Below are 12,622 nucleotides of genomic sequence, written 5' to 3'. Positions count from 1 at the left end.
CTCTGGTCGCGCTCCTTGCGCTCAGTCCCGGCATGGAACGTCCACGCCGCTGGCTGGAAGACAAGCTTTGGTCCAGCTTCGGTCCTGAACAAGCCAGCGCCAATCTGCGGCAAGCCTTGTCAAAGCTTCGCACCGCTCTTGGCGAGGATGCCGACCTTTTACAGACCGACCGTGCCAGTATCGGTCTGGATGAAGCCCGCCTCCGCGTCGATCTGCTTGAAGAAGTGGTGCCGGGGAACGAGCGTATCGAGCTGCTCGAAGGGCTGGATGCACGCGATCCGGAATTCGAAGATTGGCTGAGACAGGAGCGCGCGCAGCTCCAGGCGATGATCGCGCGGGCCGGGCCAAAAGAGATTCGCGGTATTCTGATTACATGTCGCGTGGATGAGACAGCGCCAGGTCGTGACCGCATGACCTGCGATGTGCTGTCCAACCAGATCGGCGAGAATATATCAGAGCAAGTCCGTGCATGGCGACAGGCCGATCCGGACATGATCGGCTCGACGGATGCGCCACAATCAGATGTCATGATCCAAAGCCAGCTGGTGCATGAAGGCAATGGCCACATGCTGTTCATCAAAGCCATTCACCAACCGACGGCCCGCATTTTGTATTCGAAATTGCAGCGTATCGACCGGCTTGAGGCGATCATGCAATCGGAAACCGAAATCGCGCGGACCGTGTTCGAGGCCGCCGATCAGATCGTCGGGAAATTGCCGCACGTGCTGGCCAAGGACCGGCCTGAGACGCGCTCGACCGCGCTGTCACGTCTGGGCCTTTATCGTATGTTCAGCTTTGATCAGGACGCGCTGCGCGAGGCCTATGGGCTGATGGATCAGGCCTTTCGTCATGATGAGAACGGTCTGTATCTGGCATGGAGCAGCCTGATTCGCCTGACGCAAATGATGGAATTGGCGGAGGCCGATCAGGCCGCGCTGATGGAAGAGGCAGTGGAACTGTATTATCGCGCCATGGAGCTGGATTCCGACAACGGGCTTGTGCAGGCCATCGTGTCCAAGGTGCGCAGCACGGCCTTTGGAGACACTGCCGGGGTCATGGATCTGGCCCGCACATCGCTGGAGCGCAATCCGACCAGCGCCTATGCCCTGAAATCCATGTCGGAGGCCTATATGGGGTCCGGCGAGTTGCAAAAGGCTTTTGACACCTCGGCACGGGCGTGCAGCGTGGCGCGGTCCTCCCCGTTCAAACACTACTGGGATACGGGGCATTGCTTCATCTCAATCGCGTGCAACCGCAACGACGAGGCGATCATCGCCGCAGAAGCGGCAACCCGCGCGGCACCCCTGTCACGACCTGCGCATCGCTCTTTGCTCGCGCTGTACGCTGCGACGGGGGAGCTTCAAAAAGCGCAGAGCGTTGCCGAAAAGATGGCAAAGATCGAACCGGGATTTTCGCTTGATGCGATGGTAAATGATCCCGCGTATCCGGTACGAACGCTGCGCAACAAGGGACTTTTAGAACCGGTGCGCGGCTTGCTGTGAAGCGCTCCTGGCGAGACCTCGAAGATTCGTGATAATTTCCAGACAATCTTTGTGGTATCTCTAGATTACCCACTAAACAGCCTATTCTAGCCACATTCGCACTGTTTCTAGAGGCTGGAACAGAAGTTCCACGGGAATGAATTGTGCAATGACAGGAAATACGGTCCTCAGTCCTAAGCACTGAACCACTCACAGGCCCGATCGGGTCGTTTTCTGCATGCACAGGTGAAAGGCGCTAAGAATGGCGACGTATTTGGTCACGACGGGCAATTGGAACTCCTCGACCTTCTGGTCGGGGATTGATGCTGTGAACGGCGACACGCTGGACATGAGCGCGTTGGGCGCGGCCTTTTCCGTCGACTTTGACGCCGCCGGGGTCATGACGATCAGCGATGGTGTCACGTCCTTCACCATTGGCGACGCGGGGGCCGTGGGCACAGATTCCACGCTGAGTAGCGGAAGCCTTAGCGACTTCCAAACGCTGCAACTGAGCCAGGGTGATGATACGGTCACTGCCGACGGCGATGCGAACGTCATCATGGCCGGGGATGGCGGCGATTCCATCGACAGCGGTGACGGCGATGACACCGTAGATGGCGGTGCGGGCGATGACACTCTTTCAGGCGGTAGCGACAACGACAGTCTGACAGGTGGCGACGGCGATGACCTGTTCTTCCTTGAGGACAACTGGCACGACGATACGCTCATTGGTGGCGAGGCCGAGGAAACCTCTGGCGATCAGGTGGATTTCTCGGCGCTGACCAAGGGGGTCGAGGTCAGCTACAGCGCGGACGAGGCGGCGCGCTTCAGCGATGGCGTGGACAGCGGCACCTTTGCCGAGATTGAAAACGTCACGCTGACAGAGCATGCCGATACGCTAGACGCCTCTGCGACGGCAGCCCCGATCAACGCCGAAGGCCTTGGCGGCGATGACAGCATGATCGGGTCCACCGGGGCCGACAGCCTTGATGGCGGCGATGGCAATGACACGCTCCGCGGTGCCGAAGGTAACGATACGATCACCGGTGGCACAGGCGACGACAGCATCTACGGCAATGGGGGAGACGACATCCTCTTCGGTGGTGACGGCTCTGACAGCCTGTACGGCGAAACCGGCAATGATGAGGTCCACGGCGGTGCGGGCGACGACACCGTCGAGGGCAACGAAGGCGACGACACGCTGTATGGCGGCGACGGCAACGACTGGATGCGCGGATCGTACGACAACGATATCTTGCATGGCGGCGCAGGCGACGACTATCTTTGGGGCGGCTGGGGCGACGATACCTTTGTTATCGAGAATGGCTTTGGCAATGACACGGTCGATGCTGAGGGCGTGGCGGAGACAGACGGCGACGTGCTGGATCTATCGGCTGTCACCGATGACCTGACAGTCGACCTGACCCATGTGAACCCGGAAATCGGCACGGTCACAGACGGCCAGGATACGCTGAACTTCAATGAGATCGAGACCATTCGTTTGGGTGGTGGCCGCGATACGCTGGTGCTGGCCGATGGTTCTGGTGCGGACCGTGTCACCGGCTTCGACCTGACCGACAGCGGCGATGGCAGCACCAACGATCAGTTGGACGTCACCGGCCTGACCGACATCGACGGCGCACAGGTGAACACTGCACACGTGACAGTCACGGATGACGGTGCAGGCAATGCTGTGCTGAGCTTCCCGAATGGCGAAAGCCTGACGCTTATGGGCGTGGCCCCGTCCTCGGTGGCATCGCCTGCCGTTCTGGCAACCATGGGCATTCCAACCGCAAGCGACGAGGTCGTGACCGGAACCTCTGGCGCGGATACCATAGACGCCGGCTACATGGGCGACCCCGACGGCGATCGGGTGGACGCAGGCGACAATGCTGCAGGAAATGATGACGACAGCATCGAGGCTGGCGCAGGTGACGATTCCGTGGTCGCTGGCGCGGGCAATGACACCGTGCAGGCGGGGGATGGCAACGATACCGTGGAGGGCGGAGCCGGAGACGACAGCCTCGACGGGGGCGCAGGCGCGGACACGCTGCTGGGCGAAGCGGGCGCGGATACGTTGATCGGCGGCGATGGCGATGACAGCCTGAGCGGTGGAGATGGGCGCGATACTCTGCTTGGCGGGGCGGGCGACGACGACCTGTCGGGCGGAGCAGGTGGCGACAGCCTGGATGGCGGCAGTGGTGCGGATACGCTTCAGGCAGGCTCCGGTGATACGGTGTTCGGCGGCGACGGGGACGACACGTTCAACACGGGTCCCGCACTGAACAACGGTGGCGCATTTTCCATCACTGGCGGCGAAGGGGATGAGACCCTCGGCGACACTCTGAACATCACCGGACCGGCCACGATCGCCATGATCGGGCCGAAATCGGGCACCGTAAAGTGGCTGGACGGGTCAAAGCTGACCTTTTCCGAGATTGAGAATATCAATTATGTGCCCTGTTTCACGCCCGGCACGAGGATCAAGACCGCCACAGGAGAAGCCGACGTGGCCGACATTCGTGTCGGTGATCGCGTCCTGACACGCGATAATGGATATCAGACGGTGCGCTGGTGTGGCTCAAAATCCCTGACGGGCCGGCAGCTGCACAATGACCTCAGTCTTCAGCCTATCCACATTCGCGCCAATGCCTTTGGGCAAGGAATGCCAGAGCGGGACATGCTGGTCTCTCCGCAGCACCGGGTATCGCTGAATGGTGCTCTGGTGCAGCTGTTGACTGGCGAAGATGAAGTGCTGGCGGCCGCTGGCAGCCTGACCCACCGCGACCGGATCAAACGTGTCAGCCCGGGCAAGGGCGTGACCTACGTGCATTTCATGTTTGATCGGCATGAATTGGTGAATTCCGATGGCGCGTGGACCGAGAGCTTTCAGCCGGGAGACATGTCACTGGCCGGATTGGACAACCCGCAACGTGAAGAACTCTTCCGACTCTTCCCGGATCTGATCTGTGCCCGAGGGCAGAATAGATACGCAGCTGCCCGCCCGACACTCAAAGCGTATCAGGCGAAGCTGATGACCGAGACAGTTTAGAGCCTGCTCAGCAAGTCGGGTGAAGGTGTGCCGGTCACGGTCATCCCCTTGGCCTGTTGATAAGCACGAATGGCCGCCTCGGTTTTGTTACCAAGCACGCCATCGGGTTTGCCTGCGTCAAACCCCGCTTGAGACAGGCCGCGCTGCAAATCCTTGCGTTGTTGCAGCGTCAGCCCATATCGGTCCGCGCCAAATGTACCGACCAAGGGGCCTCCCCCGGCAAGCCGGTTGGCGAAATAGCTGACGCCCAGACCATAGTTCTCGGACGGATTGTAGCGCAAGATCACCTCGAAGTTGCGGAACACCATGAACGCCGGACGGCCCACGCCCATTGGCGCAAGGATTGCCGCCGATCCACCAGAAGGCAAAGAGCCACGTGCCGCACGCACGCCCAGGCTTTGCCAGTCAGAAACGCTGCGCTTGCGCGCCTTGCCAATGCCTGCGGTGAAACCTTGCGGCAGGATCACCTCGACAGCCCAGGGCTGCCCGCTTTGCCAGCCAGAGCGTTTGAGGTAATTCGCTGTCGTGCCGAAGGCATCGATCGGGTTATCACCCCAAACATCCCGACGCCCGTTGCCGTCGAAATCCACGGCAAAGTTTTGAAACGCGTTCGGCATCAGCTGAGTATGGCCTGACGCACCGGCCCAACTGCCCAGCAGTTCCGACGGGCGCGCATCGCCGGATTGGATCATCCGCAAAGCGTCCGTCAGGTTGGATTCAAAAAACGCTCCGCGCCGCCCTTCCCACGCGAGTGTGGCCGTGGAGGAAATCACCGAAATCTGACCCCGACGGGTGCCGAAATAGCTTTCCACGCCCCAGATCGCAGCCAGAACATCCGCGCTGACCCCGTAGCGTGCGGCGACCGATTGTAGCGCGCTGTTTTGTTGCGCAACGGCCCGTTGACCAAATGCGACCTTTTCCTCTGGCGCGACAAGCGCGAGATAGTCCTCAAGCGAGCGGTTGAATTCCGTCTGGTTGCGGTCCCGCTCCACAACGCCGGGCAGATAGCCCTGCCCACGAAAGGCGACATCCAAAGTTCCGGCAGAAATCCCGCGCGCCTGTGCCCGCCCGCGAAAAGCCTGTAGCCAGGTGTCAAAGGAGGCATTCGGCGTTGGCCGGAACTCCGGGCCAAGCGCGGCTGGATCGCTCGGACCAACCCGCATAGCGCCACCGCTTCCGCAGGCCGCCAATCCCAGCGCCGAAGCACCCAGTATCATATTTCTACGAGTCAAGATCATAGTTTGTTCCGCCGAAGCACGTGGTCAAGAAGCGGCACACTAGCGGTGTAATGGCATCGGCTGCAATGACAGAGAGATCAAGCGCTGCGCACTTCCCTCAGGTAATGCTTGCTTCGTAAATGACTAAGCCGATCAGCGCCAGAGCGCACAGGGTCAGCACCCAGAACCAGTATCGATTTCGTAACGGAGTTGGTCTGAAACAATAGGAGCAAACGGCTGCTCCCATAGCGAGCTCGTGATTACACCGGCACCGAAAAATGCGCAGTTTTTTCTCGGCCATAAAACGCCTTTCATTAGTTACCCTACCCCCGGCAGGAATATTCTCCGCATCAAACCCGCACGTAGAGCCTAATACACTTCTCTTTCGACGGACCTTGCCAGTATGGCGCTGGCCTCCGTCTTTCAGTCGTTCGCGCAGTCTTTCACAACTATACCGATATGTAACTTAAAACCTCAAGGTTGACGCTACGATACATAAACGCATGAATTTTAAGATAGTTTCAGAGATGGTGGGCATTTTCGGCAATCAAATGCTCCAATTTGCGTCTGCCCTCACATCATGGCTGTCTCTGATCGACGAAGACGGAAGAGCCCTCCGGAAGCCGAAACCCGCCATAGGCCTGTGGTCGGAAATGGTCGCCGCCATGACACTGCCCCCTGCACTCAGCCGTTCGTCAAGACGCCACCCGTTTCAAATCGAGCAGCCCCCATCCGCATCAAAGGTCTCGGCACACTCGTGATCAGGTCGCTCTGGACCGGCGGCGCGAACGCTCCTTTCGGCCGTGGGTATATGAGCAGTTTGATCGATAAAAAGATACTTTCGCGTCTTACCTCCTGCTATGCAGATCTTGACGTAAGATGGACCTACGGCACCCCTGATCCCTTTGTGTCCGCAAGAGAAGAACGACTACGTAGGCGCTTTGGCGCAAGGTAGATGCATCTGCATATTAGGCGAAATTTCGTGGCCTTCGGTCGCTTTGATCACGCAGCTTCGTTTGACGTGATCTCGTTCAGCGCGATACTCCTGCTCACATTCCGAAGACCATATTGAAAAACTGTGGAGCCAGCCCAATGTTTTGCGCCGCTTGTGGATGAGAAGCTGCCCGAGCATGGCCTTGGAAAATATATTTCTTCTGACGATACGCGAAACAACCTTGGCTTATTGTGGTTAACAAGGAATGCGCTCGCGATGGATCTGGCTTGGTTCGGCTGAAGATATGTCCGGTTCGAGCATATCGGCCGGTGCCCAAAAGTCGCCCTACCCTTTTCAGATAGGAACACACGGCGATGCGCTGATCCGCTTGAGGTGCGCAGCGGAAGCGGACCTCTAAATCGACGGCATCGCGCATTTGCGCGTGAAGGATATTGCGGCAGGACTGAGCGGGATATCTTTCTTGCCAAGTCACTCGCGGGACCGTCGATCTCAAATGGGCGTCCGCAACATCCTTGCACAAAGGTCACAAACACCCACAGGAACTGTCGTCCGATACCGCTTCACATTTTACGGACGGCTTAAGAGGGGTCCAAAAGGCTGTCGATTCAGGCAATGCGTCCCGCACAGCTTTCCCCGTTGCCGCGAACCACTTTTGCCTCCGTCCCACGCGCCAAGGGAACACCGCCAGTCCCGGTCAGCCGCGAAATGAGAACATAAACATCCACGGCCTTGCGTTTGGGAGCATAGTTTTCTGCGGCAAGCTCACCTTCGGAGACACAGGCACCGACACGCGCATCAAAGCCCAGCAAAACACCGTCGAACGGTGCGACCAATCTCAATGCGGCATGGTCGATCTCCGCCGTCTTCAAATCCAATTAAACAATCTCTACGGCGATTTCGGCGCGGGTGTAGGCCAATTGGGCACTGGCGATCGCCTCCCGTGCCTGATCTGCGCCAAACCGTGCATCCAACATCCGGCGCTCCACCGCCTCCATGGTGGTTTCATTGATCAATCACCGCCGAAACATGGTTTGGTTTGGGTCAAACTCCCTGGCCACGAAGTCCGACTCCTCAATACGACGGCGCTCCGCGGCCTTGGCCGATGAAACCGCCAGTGCCTCCTCCGCCACTGCGGCGTTGAGATCGAAAGGCTTCGCAGGGCCAGACCTTGATATCGCTCATTTTGCAGGCACCAAAAACAACATCCTCAGCATCGCGACGATGGTAACTTTTTCACGGGTCAAAAAAGCGCTGGTCAGGCCCAGTCGCCGCAAGCCAATTTATCAACTCAATTCGAACCGGACACAGAAAAGGCGACTTCAAGAGAAGCCGCCTTTCTTCAAGACATTAAATCAATTTATACGTGTGCGCGAGTTCCGCCACGTGGGCCTGCTACCAACCAAGCGATAAAGCCGAGGACCGGCAGGATCAGAATGGCGAGCGTCCAGACAATCTTGGCAAGCGTCGATGCGCCTGAGGTCAATGTCTGGTAAATCGCGTAGATGTCCAGAACAAGGATGATGAGGCCGAAAATACCATATTCCATTTCAAGTGCTCCCGTGTTGCGTGTCCTGATCTAGAAACAAACAAAACGTAATTTAGTTCCCCCTTCTTGAACCTCGACAGTGCCAAAATCCTGAATTTTCATTTACGACAAGCGCCACCTAAAGGCGAAAGCAACGCGTGATAATCTGCCTTTGCCCGTATATCGAAAGAGAAATGCCCTGATGAATCCGCGTGCACGCCCTAGATTCGTCACGTTTCGGCGCGATTTCTGACCATCAGTTAAAAGGTGCAGGAGTTCCAGATGTCAGATCAAAGCGTGCCTTCAAAAGATCGCAAGAGAACCATCACCCTCGGCGGTGTCACCCTGCTTTGCGCTTTGGGGACGGGCTATATGATGCAATATGGCGTCTCCCTGCCGGGCCAATCCGCGCCCGCTGTCGCGACCCAGGATTTGGAGCTCAGCGATATCAATCAGACTTCTTCCGCTCTGGTTGGTGCCCCTCGCGCGCCGTTGGTTTCGGCCGCAGATGCACCTGTCGCTCTGGGCGCACAGTCGCCCGAGGCACTTGTTATGCCATCACCTCAGACCGCGTCTGTCGCAACATTGCCGAGCTTCACCACTGCTCCCGCAAAGCTCACTTTGGCCGCCGTAGAAACGGACCTGCCGAAGCAGCCGAGCCAAGCGCCGGCCTTGCCCGTCTGCGACATCGTGATGACCGCGACAGCATCCGCCGGTGCAATGGTTGATATTGAGCTAACGGCTCCTTGCCACCCGTCGGAGCGCGTTACTTTGCATCACCATGGCATGATGTTCACCGAGATCACGTCCGCCGAAGGTGCGCTGTCCGTTTCGGTCCCGGCGCTGTCGGACACCGCGCTGATCATTGCATCCTTCGCCACTGGGGACGGTGCAACAGCCATGGCTGACGTGCCGGCCCTACCATTCTACGACCGCGTCGCCGTGCAGTGGATTGGCACCACAGGCCTTGGTTTACACGCCCGCGAATTCGGCGCTGACTATTTCGCGCCCGGCCACATTCACGCCGATGCTGCAGGCGACCTCGCGGTCACCGCACGCGGCGAAGGCGGCTTTCTAACACCGCTGGGAAACCCAGCCATCCCTGATCCGCAACTGGCGGAGGTCTATTCCTTCCCAAAAAGCGTGGCGGCACGCAACGGCGACATCACCCTCACGGTTGAGGCTGAGATCTCCGACGCCAACTGCGACCGCACAATCGAAGCGCAAACACTTGAAATCCGTGACGGTGCCGGCCTGCGCACCCGCAACCTGACTCTGGACATGCCCAGCTGCGAGGCTACGGGTGACTTTCTTGTGTTGAAAAACCTCGTCGAAGACCTGACTATCGCCGCAAGATAAAATCAGGCGATCCACGAGGGGCACCATGACCATTCAACGTGCGGCGATCTTCGCCGCACTTTTCTGTTTGCAGCTTTTGTGCCTTCCATTCTCGGCCCGCGCTCAGGATATCACTCTCAGCTCACGCGACGGATCAATCGAACTCAAAGGCACGCTTCTTGGGTTCGACGGTGAATTCTACCGCATCGACACCCGCTTTGGCATTCTAACGGTCGACGGCTCTGGCGTGTCCTGCACTGGCATTGGCTGCCCATCCCTGATCGACTACGTGGCCGACCTCCAGATATCTGGCTCAGCCACGTTGGGCCGCGTCATGCTACCCGCCCTGATCGAAGCCTTCGCCATGCGCTCCGGTCTAGCCACCCACCGCGAGACCGAAGGCGCCAACCAGTTCACCTACACGCTGACAAATATGCGCACGTCGAAACCCGTCGGGCGCTTTCATTTTCGTGTCTCAAACACGGACGACGGCTTTGTAGACCTTCTCAGCCGTGACGCCGATATCGTGATGGCCCTGCGTGAAATCCGCCCCGCAGAGGCGAAGCTTGCCCGCGAAGCCGGACTGGGTGACCTCACACTTGCAAACCGCTCGACTGTTTTGGCACTGGATGCGCTGGTGCCCGTGATCTCACCCAGCAATCCCGTGGACCGCCTCTCCGTTTCGGAATTGGTTAAAATCCTCTCCGGTCAGGAAACCAATTGGAAAGCGTTCGGTGGACCTGACGCGCCGATCACGGTTCACATGCGTGACGCCGCCAGTGGGTTGGCGCAAAGTGTTGAGGATCGATTGCTCAAGCCAGGTCGTGCCACCCTTGGCCCGGTCACGCGGCACGCTTCGAACACTGAATTGTCAAACGCCGTCGCCCGCGACCCCTTCGGCATTGCTTTGGCAAGCTTTTCCGAGATCGGGAACACGAAGGCCTTGCCGGTGTCCGGGCCTTGCGGCTTTGACCTGCACGCTGCGCGCCGCACGGTAAAGACAGAGGACTATCCGCTGACCACCCCTGCCTTTCTTTATATGCCAGCGCGGCGACTGCCCGCTTTGGCCCGCGATTTCCTGAAGTTTACTCGCAGCACACAGGCGCAGATCGTCATTCGCCGCGCCGGTTTCGTCGATCAGTCAACGGAGGAGATTCGTTCTGATCTGCAAGGAGACCGCCTCGCAAATGCGATCCTGGTGGCCGATGGAGCAGAGGGACTAAAGAACCTGCAACGGCTGACAAAAACCTTGTTACCAATGCGACGGCTCACAACCTCTTTTCGTTTCGAAACTGGCTCATCTCGGCTTGACGCTCAGTCGCGCTCCAACGTGTTGCAACTGGCACGCGCCTTGGAAATCGGCACCTACGACGGGCGCAAAGTTCTTTTCGTCGGCTTTTCGGATGCGGTTGGTCCCGCCGAGGCAAATCTGAGCATTGCACACAAACGTGCCGAGGCCGTACGCATCGCGGTGGAACTTGCCGCTGAAACCGCCAATTTCGAGAGCGTTACGCTCTCTTCAGACGCCTTCGGCGAGGCGATGCCCATGGCGTGTGACGACACCTCTTGGGGGCGCGAGGTGAACCGCAGAGTCGAAGTCTGGGTGCGTTAAAGCAATCCCTCAGCGCGAAAGCTCAATTCCCGCGACTTGCCGATCACCAGGTGATCGTGCAGTACAATTCCCAAAGCCTCCGCCGCCTGCTGGATCTGTTCGGTCACCACGATATCTGCCTCAGACGGAGTCGGGTCGCCAGAGGGGTGATTGTGCACCAAGATCAACGCTGTGGCATTCAATTCAAGCGCGCGTTTCACGACCTCTCGGGGGTAGACCGGAACATGATCCACTGTACCTCGCGCCTGTTGTTCATCCGCAATCAGCACGTTTTTGCGGTCAAGGTAAAGCACGCGGAATTGCTCGATATCGCCATGCGCCATGGCAGTCTGACAATACTCCAGCAAAGCATTCCAACCACTTAGTATCGGTTTTTGTAGCACGCGCGATCGAGCCAATCGGTGCGCGGCTGCCTCGATGACCTTCAACTCGCAGATAACAGCATCGCCAACACCTGCGACCTCTGACAGTCGATGCGTCGGAGCCGACAACACCCCATTGTAGTCGCCAAAGGTTTCGAGCAGCAGCCGCGCCAAAGGCTTCACATCCCGGCGTGGAATAGCTCGGAAAAGCACAAGTTCCAGCATTTCATAATCTGGCAGGGCCTCTGGTCCGCCGACCAAGAAACGCTCGCGCAGGCGAGCGCGATGATCACGGATGTAGGAAGGCGACTTCTCTGCTCTAGGCGCGCCCTGCGGTGGCACCTCGTCATGCGCGAAAAGCGCCGCTTGGGAGTCAGAGAAGTGCTGAGAGCGTGTCATATACACAGTCTCAACCGATCTTCATGAAAAACTGGTTAATGGGCTTTCTGGCCCGAGATCCCGTTGCGCTTGTTGTAAGTGACGACACGCCAGAGGTAGACGGCGAACAAGCCAACGACCACAGCGGTGCTGACTGGATCCAACCATGCACTCACTGTCTCGTATCCGCCCTCCAGCCAGTAGCCGGCCAGCGTCAGAGCCGCAGTCCAAGCCACAGTGCCCAAGGCACTGAAACCCAAGAACAAAGCACGGTTCATTCTGCGCACGCCTGCAGGCACTGAAATCAACGTCCGCACCGTTGGGATCAGGCGTCCGATCAATACCGCACCGCTGTCGTGGCGATCAAACCAGGCGTTTGCACGGTCCAACTCATCAGGTGACACCCCCAGCCAGCGGCCGTGCTTGTGTGTCAAACGACAGACGCGGTCAAATCCGACCCGCCGCGCAAGCCAATACCAAAGGTAGGCCCCCGCTAGGGAACCTGCGCTTCCCGAAAGGATCACCACCCATAGCGACATATCTCCGCGAGCGGCGTTGAAACCGGCGAGCGGCATAATCAATTCTGACGGGATCGGAGGAAATACATTTTCAAGGAACATCAGGAACGCTACCCCGAGCGCGCCCATGGAATCGATCAGGCCTGTGATCCAGTCGAACATACGCAGTGCTTTCCATACAAAA

9 protein-coding genes are annotated in these 12,622 nt (G+C 58.5%); 4 read left to right on the top strand and 5 right to left on the bottom strand.

What is annotated here, in order from left to right; all coding sequences use genetic code 11:
• The first annotated feature begins 32 nt into the window (after positions 1-32).
• Together GGQ68_RS01535 and GGQ68_RS01530 are read left to right on the top strand one after the other, a co-directional pair.
• Complete coding sequence (locus GGQ68_RS01535; protein ID WP_246429210.1) at positions 33-1,502, top strand: AfsR/SARP family transcriptional regulator; 1,470 nt, start codon at positions 33-35, stop codon at positions 1,500-1,502.
• 241 nt (positions 1,503-1,743) lie between these two features.
• Positions 1,744-4,533 carry a Hint domain-containing protein gene (locus GGQ68_RS01530; RefSeq protein WP_183962628.1) on the top strand — a complete coding sequence of 930 codons (2,790 nt, stop codon included), beginning with the start codon at positions 1,744-1,746 and terminating at the stop codon, positions 4,531-4,533.
• On the opposite strand, the gene GGQ68_RS01525 is transcribed toward GGQ68_RS01530, so the two are convergent.
• The 3 genes from GGQ68_RS01525 to GGQ68_RS01515 all read right to left on the bottom strand — a co-directional run bounded on the left by GGQ68_RS01525 (position 4,530) and on the right by GGQ68_RS01515 (position 8,251).
• Positions 4,530-5,771: a lytic murein transglycosylase gene (locus GGQ68_RS01525; protein ID WP_183962627.1), complete on the bottom strand. Its 1,242-nt coding sequence runs from the start codon at positions 5,769-5,771 to the stop codon at positions 4,530-4,532. The two genes, GGQ68_RS01530 and GGQ68_RS01525, sit on opposite strands and share 4 nt — an antisense overlap.
• 1,539 nt (positions 5,772-7,310) lie before the next feature.
• Positions 7,311-7,580 (bottom strand): hypothetical protein, encoded by a 270-nt coding sequence (locus tag GGQ68_RS01520; RefSeq protein ID WP_183962626.1) that lies wholly within the window; start codon positions 7,578-7,580, stop codon positions 7,311-7,313.
• Between the two features lie 482 nt (positions 7,581-8,062).
• Positions 8,063-8,251 carry a PLD nuclease N-terminal domain-containing protein gene (locus GGQ68_RS01515; RefSeq protein ID WP_183962625.1) on the bottom strand — a complete coding sequence of 63 codons (189 nt, stop codon included), beginning with the start codon at positions 8,249-8,251 and terminating at the stop codon, positions 8,063-8,065.
• Positions 8,252-8,512: 261 nt separating this feature from the next.
• Here GGQ68_RS01515 and GGQ68_RS01510 point away from each other — a divergent pair, with 261 nt between their 5' ends.
• Both GGQ68_RS01510 and GGQ68_RS01505 read left to right on the top strand, forming a co-directional pair.
• A complete protein-coding gene (locus GGQ68_RS01510; RefSeq protein WP_183962624.1) occupies positions 8,513-9,589 on the top strand; it encodes a translocase in 1,077 nt (358 codons plus the stop codon).
• Positions 9,590-9,614: 25 nt separating this feature from the next.
• Positions 9,615-11,180 carry a phosphate ABC transporter substrate-binding/OmpA family protein gene (locus GGQ68_RS01505; RefSeq protein ID WP_183962623.1) on the top strand — a complete coding sequence of 522 codons (1,566 nt, stop codon included), beginning with the start codon at positions 9,615-9,617 and terminating at the stop codon, positions 11,178-11,180.
• Here the strand turns inward: GGQ68_RS01505 and radC are convergent.
• Together radC and GGQ68_RS01495 are read right to left on the bottom strand one after the other, a co-directional pair.
• Positions 11,177-11,941: a RadC family protein gene (radC, locus tag GGQ68_RS01500; protein ID WP_183962622.1), complete on the bottom strand. Its 765-nt coding sequence runs from the start codon at positions 11,939-11,941 to the stop codon at positions 11,177-11,179. The two genes, GGQ68_RS01505 and radC, sit on opposite strands and share 4 nt — an antisense overlap.
• 35 nt (positions 11,942-11,976) lie before the next feature.
• Entirely contained in the window at positions 11,977-12,600 is a 624-nt protein-coding gene (locus GGQ68_RS01495; protein WP_183962621.1) for a DedA family protein, read from the bottom strand.
• Positions 12,601-12,622 lie beyond the last annotated feature (22 nt).

This window comes from Sagittula marina (assembly GCF_014196795.1).
GTDB classification, from domain to species: Bacteria; Pseudomonadota; Alphaproteobacteria; order Rhodobacterales; family Rhodobacteraceae; genus Sagittula; species Sagittula marina.
This window is presented reverse-complemented; position numbering and strand designations above follow the sequence as displayed.

Coding starts and splice junctions, on each gene's coding strand:
- GGQ68_RS01535 (WP_246429210.1), top strand. CDS start 33: ATGGAACGTCCACGCCGCTGGCTGGAAGACAAGCTTTGGTCCAGCTTC.
- GGQ68_RS01530 (WP_183962628.1), top strand. CDS start 1,744: ATGGCGACGTATTTGGTCACGACGGGCAATTGGAACTCCTCGACCTTC.
- GGQ68_RS01525 (WP_183962627.1), bottom strand. CDS start 5,771: ATGATCTTGACTCGTAGAAATATGATACTGGGTGCTTCGGCGCTGGGA.
- GGQ68_RS01515 (WP_183962625.1), bottom strand. CDS start 8,251: ATGGAATATGGTATTTTCGGCCTCATCATCCTTGTTCTGGACATCTAC.
- GGQ68_RS01510 (WP_183962624.1), top strand. CDS start 8,513: ATGTCAGATCAAAGCGTGCCTTCAAAAGATCGCAAGAGAACCATCACC.
- GGQ68_RS01505 (WP_183962623.1), top strand. CDS start 9,615: ATGACCATTCAACGTGCGGCGATCTTCGCCGCACTTTTCTGTTTGCAG.
- radC (WP_183962622.1), bottom strand. CDS start 11,941: ATGACACGCTCTCAGCACTTCTCTGACTCCCAAGCGGCGCTTTTCGCG.
- GGQ68_RS01495 (WP_183962621.1), bottom strand. CDS start 12,600: ATGTTCGACTGGATCACAGGCCTGATCGATTCCATGGGCGCGCTCGGG.